The organism is Erwinia wuhanensis, from assembly GCF_030484085.1.
GTDB lineage: Bacteria > Pseudomonadota > Gammaproteobacteria > Enterobacterales > Enterobacteriaceae > Erwinia > Erwinia aeris.
Genome location: NZ_JAUJUH010000001.1, coordinates 224,063 through 239,867, shown reverse-complemented (window position 1 = coordinate 239,867; position 15,805 = coordinate 224,063). Strand labels below are relative to the sequence as shown.

The 15,805-nt window shown below is 55.2% G+C and carries 15 protein-coding genes; 6 read left to right on the top strand and 9 right to left on the bottom strand.

The window, feature by feature from the left end:
• Nucleotides 1-15 precede the first annotated feature (15 nt).
• Complete coding sequence (yciA, locus tag QZH36_RS01130) at nt 16-435, top strand: acyl-CoA thioester hydrolase YciA (protein ID WP_253453803.1); 420 nt, start codon at nt 16-18, stop codon at nt 433-435.
• A 60-nt stretch (nt 436-495) separates the two neighbouring features.
• On the opposite strand, the gene tonB is transcribed toward yciA, so the two are convergent.
• Nucleotides 496-1,239, bottom strand: a complete 744-nt coding sequence (gene tonB, locus QZH36_RS01125; protein ID WP_301251630.1) for a TonB system transport protein TonB — start codon at nt 1,237-1,239, stop codon at nt 496-498.
• Nucleotides 1,240-1,440: 201 nt separating this feature from the next.
• Here tonB and QZH36_RS01120 point away from each other — a divergent pair, with 201 nt between their 5' ends.
• Together QZH36_RS01120 and QZH36_RS01115 are read left to right on the top strand one after the other, a co-directional pair.
• Nucleotides 1,441-1,737 carry a YciI family protein gene (locus QZH36_RS01120; protein WP_253453799.1) on the top strand — a complete coding sequence of 99 codons (297 nt, stop codon included), beginning with the start codon at nt 1,441-1,443 and terminating at the stop codon, nt 1,735-1,737.
• A 21-nt stretch (nt 1,738-1,758) separates the two neighbouring features.
• Nucleotides 1,759-1,857, top strand: a complete 99-nt coding sequence (locus tag QZH36_RS01115) for a YoaK family small membrane protein (protein WP_148101246.1) — start codon at nt 1,759-1,761, stop codon at nt 1,855-1,857.
• Nucleotides 1,858-1,903: 46 nt separating this feature from the next.
• On the opposite strand, the gene QZH36_RS01110 is transcribed toward QZH36_RS01115, so the two are convergent.
• Entirely contained in the window at nt 1,904-2,077 is a 174-nt protein-coding gene (locus tag QZH36_RS01110) for a YciY family protein (protein WP_125287735.1), read from the bottom strand.
• A gap of 146 nt (nt 2,078-2,223) precedes the next feature.
• On the opposite strand from QZH36_RS01110, the gene cls reads away from it, so the two are divergent.
• Nucleotides 2,224-3,684 (top strand): cardiolipin synthase, encoded by a 1,461-nt coding sequence (gene cls, locus QZH36_RS01105; RefSeq protein WP_253453797.1) that lies wholly within the window; start codon nt 2,224-2,226, stop codon nt 3,682-3,684.
• Between the two features lie 45 nt (nt 3,685-3,729).
• A complete protein-coding gene (locus QZH36_RS01100) occupies nt 3,730-4,053 on the top strand; it encodes an HI1450 family dsDNA-mimic protein (RefSeq protein ID WP_125287737.1) in 324 nt (107 codons plus the stop codon).
• Between the two features lie 39 nt (nt 4,054-4,092).
• On the opposite strand, the gene oppF is transcribed toward QZH36_RS01100, so the two are convergent.
• The 7 genes from oppF to QZH36_RS01065 form a co-directional block, all read right to left on the bottom strand.
• Nucleotides 4,093-5,091, bottom strand: a complete 999-nt coding sequence (oppF, locus tag QZH36_RS01095) for a murein tripeptide/oligopeptide ABC transporter ATP binding protein OppF (RefSeq protein WP_253453794.1) — start codon at nt 5,089-5,091, stop codon at nt 4,093-4,095.
• A complete protein-coding gene (locus QZH36_RS01090; protein ID WP_253453792.1) occupies nt 5,088-6,101 on the bottom strand; it encodes an ABC transporter ATP-binding protein in 1,014 nt (337 codons plus the stop codon). The genes oppF and QZH36_RS01090 overlap by 4 nt, the downstream gene beginning before the upstream one ends.
• Before the next feature lie 11 nt (nt 6,102-6,112).
• Nucleotides 6,113-7,021, bottom strand: a complete 909-nt coding sequence (oppC, locus tag QZH36_RS01085) for an oligopeptide ABC transporter permease OppC (protein WP_125287740.1) — start codon at nt 7,019-7,021, stop codon at nt 6,113-6,115.
• A 14-nt stretch (nt 7,022-7,035) separates the two neighbouring features.
• Nucleotides 7,036-7,956 carry an oligopeptide ABC transporter permease OppB gene (oppB, locus tag QZH36_RS01080; RefSeq protein WP_253453790.1) on the bottom strand — a complete coding sequence of 307 codons (921 nt, stop codon included), beginning with the start codon at nt 7,954-7,956 and terminating at the stop codon, nt 7,036-7,038.
• Nucleotides 7,957-8,033: 77 nt separating this feature from the next.
• On the bottom strand, nt 8,034-9,662 hold the full coding sequence (gene oppA, locus QZH36_RS01075) for an oligopeptide ABC transporter substrate-binding protein OppA (RefSeq protein WP_301729476.1): 1,629 nt from the start codon (nt 9,660-9,662) through the stop codon (nt 8,034-8,036).
• Nucleotides 9,663-9,808: 146 nt separating this feature from the next.
• Nucleotides 9,809-11,428: an ABC transporter substrate-binding protein gene (locus QZH36_RS01070; protein WP_301729475.1), complete on the bottom strand. Its 1,620-nt coding sequence runs from the start codon at nt 11,426-11,428 to the stop codon at nt 9,809-9,811.
• Nucleotides 11,429-12,023: 595 nt separating this feature from the next.
• Nucleotides 12,024-12,671, bottom strand: coding sequence for a YchE family NAAT transporter (locus tag QZH36_RS01065; protein WP_125287744.1), 648 nt, complete (start codon nt 12,669-12,671; stop codon nt 12,024-12,026).
• Between the two features lie 457 nt (nt 12,672-13,128).
• Between QZH36_RS01065 and adhE the strand changes: the two genes are divergently transcribed.
• A complete protein-coding gene (gene adhE, locus QZH36_RS01060; RefSeq protein WP_301251624.1) occupies nt 13,129-15,804 on the top strand; it encodes a bifunctional acetaldehyde-CoA/alcohol dehydrogenase in 2,676 nt (891 codons plus the stop codon).
• Nucleotide 15,805 lies beyond the last annotated feature (1 nt).

The following is a 15,805-nucleotide window of genomic DNA, read 5'->3' as shown; positions in this document are numbered from 1 at the left end:
TGCGGAAGCAAGATAATGAGCGACGAACAACGACAGCCTGAGGGCGAAATGGTGCTGCGCACGCTGGCTATGCCTGCGGATACTAACGCCAACGGCGATATCTTCGGCGGCTGGCTGATGTCGCAAATGGATATGGGCGGCGCCATTCTGGCAAAAGAGATCGCGGGCGGCCGCGTGGTGACGGTGCGGGCTGACGGCATGACCTTTCTGAAGCCGGTTGCGGTAGGTGACGTGGTCAGCTGTTATGCGCGCTGCATTCGTACCGGCAGCAGCTCGATTACGATTAACGTAGAAGTCTGGATTAAGAAGGTGTCTTCAGAACCGATTGGCCAGCGCTACTGTACCACCGAAGCGGTATTTATCTACGTTGCCGTTGACAGCGAAGGCAAATCGCGACCGCTGCCACCGGAAAAAAGCCATTTTAGCGAAGCGTAACGGCATAAAAAACGGGAGCAAAATTTGCTCCCGTTTTTTTATGATGGGCAACATCACCCGTTACTCAATGCTGCTGCCGCCGTTGATTTTAAAGACAACGTTCATTTTCAAATCCTTGCCCGGCTTGCCCGCCTCATAGCGCCACTTACGCATGGCGTTTTTCACTTCACGCTCGAACATATTGCGCGGCTCGGCCTCGAGAATGCGGATATTTCCCACCTGCCCCGAGCTGTCCACGTCAAACTGCACGCGAACATGCCCTTCCAGACGCAGCGCAAAGGCGCGTGACGGATAGGCCGGTTTGCCAATGCTCATCGCTTTCGGGCCGGAAGAGACGGCCGTTGAAGGCGCTGCCGATGTTTTCGGCGCGGTAGAAGGTTTGGTCGCGGTAGCCGTACGATCGTTATTCAACGGCGCGGCCTGGCGAGGCTCCTCGCGCGGCTTCACCTCTTTCTTCGGCTTCACCACTTCCTTTTTAGGCTTAGGTTTGGGTTTAGGCCTGGGAACGGGTTTCGGGATCGGCACCGGTTCCGCTTTAGGCGGCTCCGGCTCCGGCACGGGTTCAGGTTCGGGTTCAGGCTCCGCTACCGGCTGCGGCGCAGGCTGGGGCGCTGGCTGTGGCTCCGGCTGCACTTCCGGCGCGACCAGAGAGACGCTGATAGGCTGAGACGCTTTTGGCACTTCCACGGTCTGGTGAAAAGAAGCATAAAGTATTCCGCCAATCACCACGGCGTGCAGACCCACGGAAAGCAGGGTCGGTAGCGAAAGTCGGCGAGGAAATGAAGTTTCTGTCAGCGTCGTCATAATCTTTCTGCTGTAAAAGTTGAGGCGTAAGTTTAAATGCAAATAGCAATCAGTTTCAACAACTCGCCTCTTTTCAGGCGTGAATTTGTCAGAAAATCGGTTAGCCTTACGCGCCGCGCCTGCAAGAGCATCTTTCATTTGCAGAATAGCGAACGATGCCTTAACGTGATCGCCAATCATTAGCGATGGACAGGAGTTAACGTGCTCTACGTAATTTATGCAGAAGATAATGCGGATTCACTGACAAAGCGGCAGGCGGTTCGCCCCGCGCATGTGGCACGTTTGCAGCTGTTACAGGATGAGGGACGCCTGATTATCGCCGGGCCGATGCCGGCGGTGGACAGCAACGAACCTGGCGTGGCGGGCTTTACCGGCTCTACCGTGATCGCCGAGTTCTCGTCGCTGGAAGAGGCGCAATCCTGGGCGCAGGACGATCCTTATATCGCCGCGGGCGTGTATAAGCAGGTTGCCGTTAAACCATTTAAGCGCACGTTTTAACGCCTTCCGCCTGGAACCCTGATGAAAATTGGCTATCTTTTCCCGGCCGCGGTCGGTATAGCAGGCGCGGCGCTGCTGATATGGTTTATCGCCAGCGGCGCCTGGATGCCGGGCGCCTGAGGCGCAGGCAGTAAAAGAAACCCGGCGCAAGGCCGGGTATTTACGCTCAGACCAGCTGGGTAATAAACAGAATAGAACGACGCTGCTGTTGGCTTAGCTGATGGCGAATGGCGTGCATCCGTCCGTAGCGTCTCGACTGCCCTTCCAGCCAGCGCGCCCGTCGGCGCTGAATTTGACGCGACATGCGCCAGCGTGCGACTTCATTTCTACTCCGTCTCATATTACCCTCTTCGCTTGCAAAAACTCGCGCCGCATTATAAAGACTTCTGTCTCTACGCCAAGTCCGATGACTTGAGGAAAAGGTTTCGTCCGCTCCGATCTGCACGTAAACTCCTGTAATCAGAGGTGAACAGGACTTCCGCTTTTATGACGACTTTTTATACTTTAATGAGCTGGCTGCTGCTGTTTGGTTACTGGCTGCTGATTGCCGGGGTCACGCTGCGCATTCTGATGAAGCGCCGCGCGGTGCCTTCGGCGATGGCCTGGCTGCTGATTATTTATATTCTCCCTCTGGTAGGCATCGTCGCCTATCTTTCCTTTGGCGAGCTGCATCTGGGGAAGCGTCGTGCCGAACGCGCCCGCACCATGTGGCCTTCCACCGCCAAATGGCTGAACGATCTGAAATCCTGTCACCATATTTTTGCCCGTGATAACAGCGACGTGGCGCGCTCGCTGTTTCAGCTTTGTGAAAACCGTCAGGGTATCGCCGGGGTAAAAGGTAACCAGCTACAGCTGCTCACCTCTACGGACGATACGATGCAGGCGCTGATCCGCGATATCCAGCTGGCTCGCCATAATATCGAGATGGTGTTTTATATCTGGCAGCCCGGCGGCATGGCGGATGAAGTGGCGGAAGTGCTGATGGCGGCGGCGCGGCGCGGCGTTCACTGTCGGCTGATGCTGGACTCCGCCGGCAGCGTGCAGTTTTTCCGCAGCGACTGGCCCGCGATGATGCGCAACGCGGGCATTGATGTCGTGGAGTCGTTGAAAGTCAGCCTGCTGCGCGTCTTTTTACGCCGCATGGATCTGCGCCAGCATCGCAAAGTGGTGCTGATCGATAACTATATTGCCTATACCGGCAGCATGAACCTGGTCGATCCGCGCTTTTTTAAACAGGATGCGGGCGTGGGCCAGTGGATTGACCTGATGGCGCGCATGGAAGGCCCGGTGGCAACCACCATGGGCATCATCTACTCCTGCGACTGGGAGATTGAAACCGGCAAGCGCATTCTGCCGCCGCCGCCGGACGGCACTATTATGCCTTTCGAGCAGGAAAGCGGCCATACCATTCAGGTTATCGCCTCCGGGCCGGGCTTTCCTGAAGATCTGATTCACCAGGCGCTGCTGACCGCCGTCTATTCGGCGCGCGAGCAGCTGATTATGACCACGCCCTATTTCGTGCCCAGCGACGATTTGCTGCACGCTATCTGTACCGCCGCGCAGCGCGGCGTCGAGGTGAGCATTATCGTGCCAAGACATAATGATTCACTGCTGGTAGGCTGGGCGAGCCGCGCTTTTTTTGCGGAACTGCTGGAAGCGGGCGTCAGAATTTATCAGTTTGAAGAAGGCCTGCTGCATACCAAGAGCGTGCTGGTTGACGGGCAGCTGAGCCTCATCGGCACGGTTAACCTGGATATGCGCAGCCTGTGGCTCAATTTCGAGATCACGCTGGTGATTGATGATGACGGTTTCGGCGGCGATCTGGCGCGCGTACAGGATGATTATATCGCCCGTTCGCGGCTGCTGGATGCAAAACAGTGGACGCGGCGCGCCTGGTGGCAGAGGATTGTCGAACGACTGTTTTATTTCTTCAGCCCGCTGTTGTAAAACGAGCGGCATTGCACAGCCCTGACGGGCATTATGGGAAATTTTATGGATTTAAATAACCGCCTTACCGAAGATGAAACCCTGGAACAGGCCTACGATATTTTTCTGGAGCTGGCGGGCGATAATCTCGATCCGGCCGATATCCTGCTCTTTAATCTTCAGTTTGAAGAGCGCGGCGGCGCAGAGCTGCACGATCCCGCCGAGGACTGGGCCGAGCATGTGGATTTCGATCTGAACCCGGACTTTTTTGCCGAGGTGGTGATTGGCTTGGGAGAAAACGACGGCGACCCGGTGACCGATATCTTCGCTCGCGTCCTGCTGTGCCGCGAAAAAGACCACAAGCTCTGCCATATTCTGTGGCGTGAATAAACCGCAGCCGCATCCCGTCGCCGGGATGCGGTCTGGTTTTTATAACGGATCGACCTTCAGGCAGGAGACCGCATGACGGAAGCTGCCTTCCAGCAGCGGACGCGTTTTGGCACACTCCGGCCCGGCTATCGGACAGCGGGTGCGAAATACGCAGCCCGATGGCGGATCGATCGGCGAAGGCAGCTCCCCTTCCAGCAGCTGGATAACCTTGTTTTTCTCCAGGTCGGGATCGGGGATCGGCACGGCGGACATTAAAGCCCTGGTGTAAGGATGCTGCGGGTTCTGATAAACCTCATCATAGGTGCCCAGCTCCACCGCATGGCCCAGATACATCACCAGCACGCGATCGGAGATATGTTTTACCACCGCCAGATCGTGGGCGATAAAGATCAGCGACAGCCCCATCTCGCGCTGTAGCTGCTGGAGCAGGTTGACCACCTGCGCCTGAATAGAAACATCCAGCGCGGAAACCGGCTCGTCGCAGATAATCAGTTTGGGCTCCAGAATTAACGCCCGGGCAATGCCGATGCGCTGGCACTGGCCGCCTGAAAATTCGTGCGGGTAGCGGTTAATCAGGTTCGGCAGCAGCCCCACCTTCATCATCATTGTTTTGACCCGCTCTTTGACTTCCTGACGCGCCATTTTGGGATGATAGGTACGCAGCGGTTCAGCAATAATATCGCCGATGGTCATACGCGGATTCAGCGAGGCCAGCGGATCCTGAAATATCATCTGGATATCGCTACGCGCCCTGCGCCACTCCTCTTCGCTTTGCCCCAGCAGGTCGCGGCCCAGCCAGGCGACGCGCCCTTCCGTGGCCTTGACCAGCCCGATGATGGCGCGGGCCAGCGTTGATTTCCCGCAGCCGGACTCGCCCACCACGCCCAGGGTTTCGCCTTCGTACAGGCGCAGGCTGACGCCGTCCACGGCCTTCAGCGTTTTCGGCGGCTGCCAGAACCACTGCCCGCTGTCTTTGATCGCGAAATGCACTTTCAGATCGGCGATTTCCAGCAGAACGTTCTTTTCTGTCGTGCTCATACCAGCTCCTCCGCAGGTTTAAAGCAGGCGCGCAGCCGCTCCTGTCCAAACGGCTCCAGCGGCGGCATCGTGGCGCAAATTTCCATCGCGTGCGGACAGCGAGGCTGAAACGGACAGCCTTTTGGCAGCCGCAGCAGGTTGGGCGGATTGCCGGGAATGGTGGTCAGGGATTCGCCCTCCGCGTCGAGGCGCGGCACGGCGTTGAGCAAACCAATCGAATAAGGGTGCGTTGGCTGATAGAAGATATCGCGCGCTTTGCCGTACTCCATCGTACGTCCGGCATACATCACCAGCACGCGATCGCAGATGCCCGCCACCACGCCCAAATCATGGGTGATCATAATAATCGCGGTGTTGAACTCTCTTTTCAGATCGTTGAGCAGCGTCATAATTTGCGCCTGCACGGTGACGTCCAGCGCCGTGGTCGGTTCGTCGGCAATCAGCAGCTTAGGCCGACACAGCAGCGCCATCGCGATCATCACGCGCTGCCGCATCCCGCCGGAGAACTCGTGCGGATACATCTTCATGCGCTTGCGCGCCTCGGGCATTTTCACCGCATCCAGCATCCGCACCGATTCTTCAAAAGCCTGCGCGCTGCTCAAGCCTTTATGCAGCTGCAACACTTCCATCAGCTGCTCGCCCACCCGCATATAGGGATTTAACGAGGTCATGGGATCCTGAAAAATCATCGCGATCTGTTCCGCCCGCAGCCGGTTAAGCTGCTTTTCCGGCAGGTTGAGGATCTCATTGCCGCGAAAACGCGCCGAGCCGCCGATGCGCCCGTTGCCCGCCAGCAGCCCCATCAGTGCAAAAGCCGTCTGCGACTTGCCGGAGCCGGACTCGCCGACGATGCCCAGCGTTTCGCCCGCCCGCAGGTCAAAATTAAGGTCGTTAACGGCGGTCACATCGCCGTCCGGCGTGGTGAAAGTCACGCGCAAATCTTTTACCGACAGCAGCAGTTCGCTTCCCGCCTGCGTGGCCATCGCTGGCTGTAATTGTGTAACGTTCATCGGGAAACTCCTTAGCGATCTTTCGGGTCGAGGGCATCACGCAGACCATCGCCGATAAAGTTGAAACAGAACAGCGTCACCACCAGAAAACCGGCCGGGAACAGCAGCAGCCACGGCGAGACTTCCATCGAGTTGGCGCCGTCGCTGAGCAGCGCGCCCCAGCTGCTCAACGGCTCCTGCGTGCCCAGGCCTAAGAAGCTGAGGAAGGATTCAAACAGGATCATGCTCGGCACCAGCAGCGAGGCATAAACCACCACCACGCCCAGCACGTTAGGCACGATATGGCGCAGCACGATGCTGGCGGTAGAGACGCCGCCGACATGCGCCGCCTCGATAAACTCTTTGCGCTTCAGGCTCAGCGTCTGGCCGCGCACGATACGCGCCATATCCAGCCAGGAAACCAGCCCAATCGCCACGAAAATCAGCAGGATATTACGGCCAAAAAAGGTCACCAGCAGGATCACGAAGAACATAAACGGAAAGGAGTTAAGGATTTCCAGCAGGCGCATCATCACCGAATCGACTTTGCCGCCCAGGTAACCGGCCAGCGAGCCGTAAAGCGTGCCCACCAGCACCGCCACCAGCGCGGAAGCGATGCCGACCATCAGCGAGATCCGTCCGCCGATCGCCACGCGCACCAGCAGATCGCGTCCCGACGAGTCCGTGCCGAAGTAGTGCTTAGACACCATATCCGGCGCGCTGGACATCATGCCCCAGTCGGTATCATCGTAGGTGAACGAGGAGAGCATGGGCGCGAAGATCACAAAGAGCGCAATCAGCACCAGCACGCTCAGGCTGGCCAGCGCCGCCCGGTTATGAATAAAGCGACGGCGGGCGTCCTGCCACAGGCTGCGGCCTTCGATCTCCAGCTTTTCGCTAAAGGCGTCGAGAGCTTCGCTGTTTTTCTTACTCAGTATCATGGCGAACTCCGCGATTAATAACGAATTTTTGGATCGATAACCGCATAAAGCACGTCAACGATCGCGTTAAAAAGAATGGTCAACACGCCGACCAGAATGGTCAGGCTGAGCACCAGCGAGTAGTCGCGGTTCAGCGCGCCATTCACGAACAGCTGCCCAATGCCCGGCAGGCCGTAAATGGTTTCGATAACCATTGAACCGGTAATAATGCCGACAAACGCCGGGCCAAGGTAGGAGAGCACCGGCAGCATCGCAGGCTTCAGCGCGTGGCGCAGAATAATGCGGCGCATCGGCAGCCCTTTCGCGCGCGCCGTGCGGATAAAGTTGGCGTGAAGCACCTCGATCATCGATCCGCGCGTGATGCGGGCGATACTGGCGATATAGGCCAGCGACAGCGCCACCATCGGCAAAATCATGTACTGGATAGCCCCGCCGTTCCAGCCGCCGCCCGGCAGCCATTTCAGCACGATGGCGAACACCAGCACCAGCAGCGGCGCCACCACAAAGCTGGGGATCACCACGCCGGTCATCGCCACGCCCATCACCAGGAAATCCCATTTGCTGTTCTGCTTCAGCGCGGCTATTACGCCCGCCGTCACGCCCAGCACAATCGCCAGGATAAAAGCAGCAAAACCCAGTTTGGCCGATACCGGAAAGGCGTGTCCGACCAGGTAGTTGACCGAATAGTCTTTGTATTTAAACGACGGCCCAAAGTCGCCGCGCGCCAGCTGGATCAAATAGTCCAGATACTGTTTCCAGATGGGATCGTTTAAATGATATTTGGCTTCGATGTTCGCCATCACTTCGGGCGACAGCGTACGCTCGCCGGTAAAAGGGCTGCCGGGTGCGAGGCGCATCATAAAGAAAGAGATAGTAATCAGGATCAGTAACGTCGGAATCGCTTCCAGAAAACGACGAAAAATAAATTTTAACATTGCCCGTACCTGCTGGCCTGTGCTTCAGCACTGCTCAAAAGAATTACATGGGGGAAGCGTTCCTTCCCCCGATTTTTTTAGTGTTTGATGATGTAGAGATTTTTATCGTACAGATAGTTCAACGGATCTTTGCCGGTATAGCCGCCGACGTAAGGCTTAACCAGGCGCGTATTGGCGTAGTAGAACACCGGCGCGATGGTCGAATCTTTATCCAGCTGCTGCTCCGCCTGGGTATAAGCTTTGCTGCGGGCCGCTTCGTCGCTGGCCGCCATGGCCGACGCCATAATTTTGTCGAAGGCTGGCGATTTATAGTGCGAGGTATTGTTGCTGCTGTCGGAGAGCATGGTGTTCAGGAACGAGGTCGGCTCGTTATAGTCCGCACACCAGGCGGCGCGCGCCACGTCAAAATTGCCCTGATGACGGGTATCCAGGAAGGTTTTCCACTCCTGGTTATTCAGCTTGATATTGACGCCCAGGTTTTTCTTCCAGATCGACGAGACGGCGATAGCCAGCTTCTTATGCAGATCGGAGGTGTTATAAAGCAGCTCGAAGGTCAGCGGCTTGTCGGCAGTGTAGCCCGCTTCCGCCAGCAGTTTTTTCGCCTCTTCGTTACGCTTCTCCTGCGTCCAGCTCATCCATTCCGGCTTGACCAGATTGGCACCGTCGGTGGCCGGCGGCGTATAGCTCCAGGCGGGCTGCTGACCCTGCGCCAGCACCTTGTTGACCATGATATCGCGGTCCAGCCCCAGCTTCAGCGCGGTACGGACGCGAGGATCGTTAAAAGGCGCTTTCTGGTTGTTGATTTCGTAATAATAGGTGCAGAGATAAGGGTCGACGCGCAATTCCTTCGGATTCTCTTTTTGCAGCTTTTTAAACAGCTCGATCGGCAGGTTGGTGTAGGTCATATCGCTGCCGTTGCTGCTGAAGTAGCGATTAACGTCGTTAACTTCAGAAGGGATGGGCAGGAAGGTGACCTTATCCAGCACGGTATGCGCGTTGTCCCAATATTGCGGGTTGCGCACCACGACGATGCGCTCGTTAATAATGTGTTCCTGTAGCTTATAGGCGCCGTTGCCGACCCAGTTTTCCGGCTGCGTCCACTTTTCGCCGGCCTTATCGATAGCGGGTTTATAGACCGGTGACATGGCGGCGTAGATCAGCAGTTTATAAAAATAAGGCACCGACTCGGTCAGCGTAACCTGAAGCGTGTGGGCGTCAAGCGCCTTTACGCCCAGCTGATCGGGCTTCTTTTTGCCCGCGATAATATCGTCGATATTGGCCAGATGCCCGTATTGCAGGTAGCTGGCGTAAGGCGATGCCGTTTTAGGGTCGGCCAGGCGCTGCCAGCTATAGACGAAATCCTGTGCGGTGACCGGCTCGCCGTTAGACCATTTAGCGTTGTTGCGCAGATGGAAAGTCCAGACTTTGCCGTCCTTGTTTTCCCAGCTTTCCGCCACGCCCGGAATGGGATGGCCGTTGGTGTCGTTGATCAGCAGCCCTTCCAGCAGGTCGTAGCTGACGTTAGATTCCGGCACGCCTTCAATTTTATGGGGATCCAGCGACTGCACTTCGTCGCCGTTGCCTTTAATCAGCTCCTGCTTAGCGGCAAGCTGCACGCCTGCGGGCACCGTGGCGGCCGATGCCATGCCGGTCAGCGCGCTCAGAATACCCAGCGCCAGCAGGCGCTTTTTCGTGATGTTGGTCATTTTGCTACTCCAGTTTTTATTATTACCGGGACGCTTTAGCTATCCCTCTTTGCCGGGCCACGGCTCATGACGGGGAACGAATACGTCACGGCCGTTTTTTATTTGCCCTGGCTGCTGTCATCACTAGCTATTACCTTCCTTACAAATCAATGCTTTATAATATATAAATATTTTATATCCGGCTGATCCTGCGGATCTTTACCGGTAAAACCGCCAACCCAGGGCTTGATCAACCTTGCGCTGACGCGGTAATAGACGGGAACGATAGCGGAATCGCGATCGAGCTGCTGCTCGGCCTGCTGATAAAGCGAGGCGCGCTGTGCGGCATCGTCGGCCGACAGCGTTTTTGCCAACAGCTCGTCGAATTTATCGCTTTTATAGAACGCCGTGTTGTTGGAAGACTGGCTCTGCATGGCGTTAAGAAAGGTGGAGGGTTCGTTGTAGTCGGCGCACCAGGTAGCGCGAGCCACCTCAAAATCGCCCTGATGCCGGGTATCCAGCATGGTTTTCCACTCCTGATTATCCAGCGTGACCTGCGCGCCCAGGTTTTTCTGCCACATTGAAGCCGCAGCGATAGCCTGCTTTTTATTTAAATCGGAAGTGTTATAAAGCAGCCGGAAACGCAGCGGTTTTTCCGCGCTGTAGCCTGCCTCGCTCAGCAAGGCCTTCGCCTGTTCGTTGCGCTGTTGCTGCGTCAGCTTCATCCAGGCCGGTGGAGGTAAATCCGCGCCGTCAATAAAAGGCGGCGTAAACCCGCCCGCCGGGATCTGCCCCTGCCCCATAATCTTGTTGGCGATAATATCGCGATCCAGGGTCAGCTTGACCGCTGTACGCACGCGCGGATCGTTAAACGGCGGTCGCTTATTATTCAGTTCATAATAGAAGGTGCACAGCAGCGGGCTGACGCGCACCTGAGTGCCCAGCGTTTTCTTCAGCATGGGGAAAAGCTCGGGCGGCAGCACGCTGTTGGTCATATCGATTTCGCCGCTGCGATAGCGGTTAACATCGGTCGCTTCAGACGTTATGGGCAGAAAGGTGGCCGTTTCGATAGTGGTCTGCGCATTGTTCCAGTAGTGAGGATTGCGCTTCAGCACGATTTTTTCGTTGATTACCCAGTCGCTGAGGGTATAAGCGCCGTTGCCGACGTAGTGCGCAGGCTGCGTCCACTTCTCGCCCCACTGTTCGACGGCTTTACGGTTTACCGGCTTTAGTGCCGCGTAGGCCGCCAGCGCGATAAAATAAGGTACCGGCTCGCTCAGCACTATCTGTAGATGAGTGTCGTCAACCGCGCGGATGCCAAGACTTGTCGGTGGTTTTTTTCCGGCCAGGATCTCGTCAATGTTTTCAATATGCGCGTATTGCAGATAGCTGGCATAGGGTGAAGCCGTATGCGGATCGGCCAGGCGCTGCCAGCTGTAAACGAAATCCTGTGCGGTTACCGGCTCGCCGTTGCTCCACGTGGCCTTACGCAGCGTAAAATTCCAGACCTTGCCCGCCTCGCTGTGCCAGCTCTCGGCCATACCCGGCACGATATGGCCATTGTTGTCGGTCGCCACCAGCCCTTCCAGCAGGTTGATCACCACGTTGCTTTCCGGCACGCCCTCAATTTTTTGCGGGTCGAGCGTGGAGACTTCGCCGCCGTTATTAATCGTGATGCTTTGCTGCGGGGCCAGTGCAATGCCTGCGGGCGCAGCGCTCAGGGAGGAAGCGGTCAACGCGCTACAGACAGCGACGGCCAGCTTCAGAGGCTTCAGCAATAATCTCATTAAACGATTTCTACCTCTGTACGAAAATTTCTGACGTAAACGTTGCCTGACAGGCTTTGCACATCTGATGCCAGTTTTGTCCGCTGCAGCAAAACCTATCAGATGCCGACTTTTCGCGCCAAGGTAAAATAACGAAAATGTTAACCAATTCGCTTTTATTACGCAGAAGTTAACGAATACATAACTTATTTTGAACAAAAAACAAAAGGCAACCCTTTGATTTGGAAATAATTTATTTAAAAATCCGCTATTTCTTGCCGTTATTTGTATGTTGCAGCAGAGATGAGGCTTTAACCCCTATTTCTCAGCATAAAATAATAGATGAAACCTTTATCATGACATTTACTGTGTGATGCACGCATCATAACAGCGATAAAATTTGTTATTGAAATAACATTTTCTGATGAGCTTCTGAAAAAAGGTTATTTTTCAGTAATTACATTAATAATCTGCGCAGCTGGTTAAGCCAGAAGAATACTCGCACCAAAAAAGGGCAGCGCGGCACTCTTTTGCACAATTTTGGGGCGCCATTTTATTGCATCGGTGAATTAAGCGCAGATTATGCCTCTACAGGCCCGTTTTATAGTGAGGAGTTTTATCCCACCAGCCCCGGAAACAGCGCCCTGACGCCGGTGACGATAAATTCGATACCCAACGCCATCAGCAACAGCCCCATAATACGGGTGATAACGTTGATTCCTGTCTGCCCCAGCGCCCTGACCATCAGCGGTGCCGCGCGAAACAGCAGCCAGCAGCAGACGGCGAAAAGCGCAATCGCCACGCTAAAGCCAAGCAGGTTTACCCAGCTGTGATAGCGGGTGCTCCAGACAATGGTCGAGCTGATGGCGCCAGGCCCCGCCATTAAAGGCAGCGCCAGCGGCACTACGCCCACGCTTTCGCGCACGGCGGTTTCTGTTTTTTCCTGCTTGTTCTGTTTATCCTCGCCCAGCTTGCCGCTGATCATCGACATCGCGATAGTCACCACCAGTATTCCGCCCGCAATGCGGAAAGAATCAATCGAGATACCGAACAGATGCAGAATGGCGTCGCCTAAAAATAGCGAGGTCCAGAGAATAATGGCGACGGAAAGGCTGGCCGTCAGGTTGGTTTTGTTACGGGCTGCCGGCAGCTGATAGCTGGTCATACTGATAAAGACGGGAATAATGCCGACCGGGTTTACCAGCGCAAAAAGCCCGACGAAAAATTTTATATAGCCTGAAAGATCGAGGATGGTCGGGTTCACGCTTTACTCCAGTAAGGGGGATGTCGCTTAACGCGTCGGTCAAGCCCGGGCTGCCGTAGATTTGCTCTCTCCGACAGCTGTTTAAGCAGTTAATTACTCTAATAATTCATATATTAGCAAACTATAGCGCTAATAATTTAGCCTGTTCGGCAAATGTAGCCTATTGAAAATTCAGGTAACAGGCCGCAAGGCTGATGCTGAAAGGTGTCAGCATGAATGCTTCTTGATCTACATCAAAATCATCGGCCAGACCTGTGCGTACTATTGTACTCAGTAAACGGAATTACCCGCAGATTCACCGCCTGTAACGGTAATGATGCGTAGACTCTTTTAGTAAACCTGTAGAACCTGGAAACCAAAAAGCCAGCACGTTTCGGTAACAACCAGGCGCCCTTGTCTATAATTGACAGTTCTGACTTGTTTACTAACAGAGTTTAACTTTCATCAGGAGAGCATTATGACCGTTACTAACGTTGCTGAGCTTAACGCACTGGTCGAACGTGTAAAGAAAGCCCAGCGAGAGTACGCGAATTTCACTCAGGAACAGGTCGACAAGATTTTCCGAGCTGCCGCTCTGGCTGCTGCCGACGCCCGCATTCCTCTGGCTAAAATGGCCGTAGCGGAATCCGGAATGGGGATTGTTGAAGATAAAGTCATCAAAAACCATTTTGCCTCTGAATATATCTATAACGCTTATAAAGATGAGAAAACCTGCGGTATTCTCGACACTGATGACACCTTCGGCACCATCACTATCGCCGAACCTACCGGCCTGATCTGCGGCATTGTACCCACCACTAACCCAACGTCCACCGCTATTTTTAAAGCGCTGATTAGCCTTAAAACCCGCAACGGTATTATCTTTTCTCCGCACCCGCGCGCTAAAGACGCCACCAACAAAGCGGCGGACATCGTGCTGCAGGCAGCTATTGCCGCCGGTGCACCAAAAGATATTATCGGCTGGATTGACGCGCCTTCCGTGGAGCTTTCCAATCAGCTGATGCACCATCCGGATATTAACCTGATCCTTGCGACCGGCGGGCCAGGCATGGTGAAAGCGGCCTATAGCTCCGGTAAACCGGCTATCGGCGTCGGTGCCGGTAATACTCCGGTCGTGATTGACGAGACGGCGGATATCAAACGCGCCGTAGCTTCCATCCTGATGTCTAAAACCTTCGATAACGGCGTAATCTGCGCCTCTGAACAATCTGTTATCGTGGTGGATTCCGCCTACGACGCCGTACGCGAACGCTTCGCCAGCCACGGCGGCTATCTGCTGCAGGGCAAAGAGCTGAAAGCGGTACAGGATATCATCCTGAAAAACGGCGGTCTGAACGCGGCGATTGTGGGCCAGCCAGCGGTGAAAATTGCCGAAATGGCAGGTATCAGCGTACCGTCCAGCACTAAGATCCTGATTGGCGAAGTGAAGCTGGTCGATGAGTCCGAACCTTTCGCGCATGAAAAACTTTCCCCTACGCTTGCCATGTACCGTGCAAAAGATTTTGAAGACGCGGTCAGCAAAGCGGAGAAACTGGTGGCGATGGGCGGTATCGGTCACACCTCCTGCCTGTACACCGATCAGGATAACGAGCGCGAGCGCGTTAACTACTTCGGCGACAGAATGAAAACCGCGCGTATTCTGATTAATACCCCGGCTTCGCAGGGCGGCATCGGCGACCTGTATAACTTTAAACTTGCTCCGTCACTGACGCTCGGCTGCGGCTCCTGGGGCGGCAACTCTATCTCCGAGAACGTAGGACCTAAACATCTGATCAACAAGAAAACCGTGGCCAAGCGAGCAGAAAATATGTTGTGGCATAAACTTCCTAAGTCTATCTACTTCCGCCGCGGTTCCCTGCCTATCGCCATGGAAGAAGTGGCGACCGACGGTGCCAAACGCGCCTTTATCGTTACCGACCGTTACCTGTTTAACAACGGCTATGCGGATCAGGTGGTATCGGTATTGAAATCTCACGGCCTTGAAACCGAAGTGTTCTTTGAAGTCGAAGCGGATCCGACGCTGAGCATCGTGCGTAAGGGCGCGGAGCAGATGAACTCCTTCAAACCGGACGTGATTATTGCTCTCGGCGGCGGTTCGCCAATGGATGCGGCAAAAATTATGTGGGTGATGTACGAGCATCCTGAAACCCATTTCGAAGAGCTGGCGCTGCGCTTTATGGATATCCGTAAACGTATCTATAAGTTCCCGAAAATGGGCGTGAAGGCGAAGATGATTGCCATTACCACTACGTCCGGCACCGGTTCAGAAGTTACGCCTTTTGCGGTGGTGACCGATGACGCGACCGGCCAGAAATATCCGCTGGCTGACTATGCGCTGACGCCGGATATGGCTATCGTTGACGCCAACCTGGTGATGAACATGCCGAAGTCGCTGTGTGCTTTTGGCGGTCTGGATGCCGTGACCCACGCGCTGGAAGCCTATGTTTCCGTGCTTGCTAACGAATATTCCGACGGCCAGGCGCTCCAGGCGCTGAAGCTGCTGCAGGAAAATTTACCGGCGAGCTATCGTGACGGCGCGAAAAACCCTGTTGCTCGTGAGCGCGTCCATAACGCCGCGACCATCGCCGGTATCGCTTTTGCCAACGCCTTCCTGGGCGTCTGCCACTCCATGGCGCACAAGTTAGGCTCTGAGTTCCATATTCCACACGGTCTGGCTAACGCCCTGCTGATCAGCAACGTTATCCGCTACAACGCTAACGATAACCCAACCAAGCAGACGGCGTTCAGCCAGTACGATCGTCCGCAGGCTCGCCGCCGCTATGCTGAAATAGCCGACCATTTGCGTCTTAGCGCGCCTGGCGACCGCACCGCGCAGAAAATTGAAAAACTGCTTGCGTGGCTCGAAGGAATGAAAGCGGAACTGGGTATTCCTAAATCGATTCGCGAGGCTGGCGTACAGGAAGCGGACTTCCTGGCAAAAGTGGATAAGCTGGCGGAAGATGCCTTTGACGATCAGTGTACCGGTGCTAACCCGCGCTATCCGCTGATTGCCGAGCTGAAGCAAATTATGATGGATACCTTCTACGGTCGTGAATACGTAGAGCCTTTCGATTCCGTAGCCGAAGCCCTGGTGGCGCAGCCGGTCGAAATGCGCAAGAAAGTGAAAAAATAAT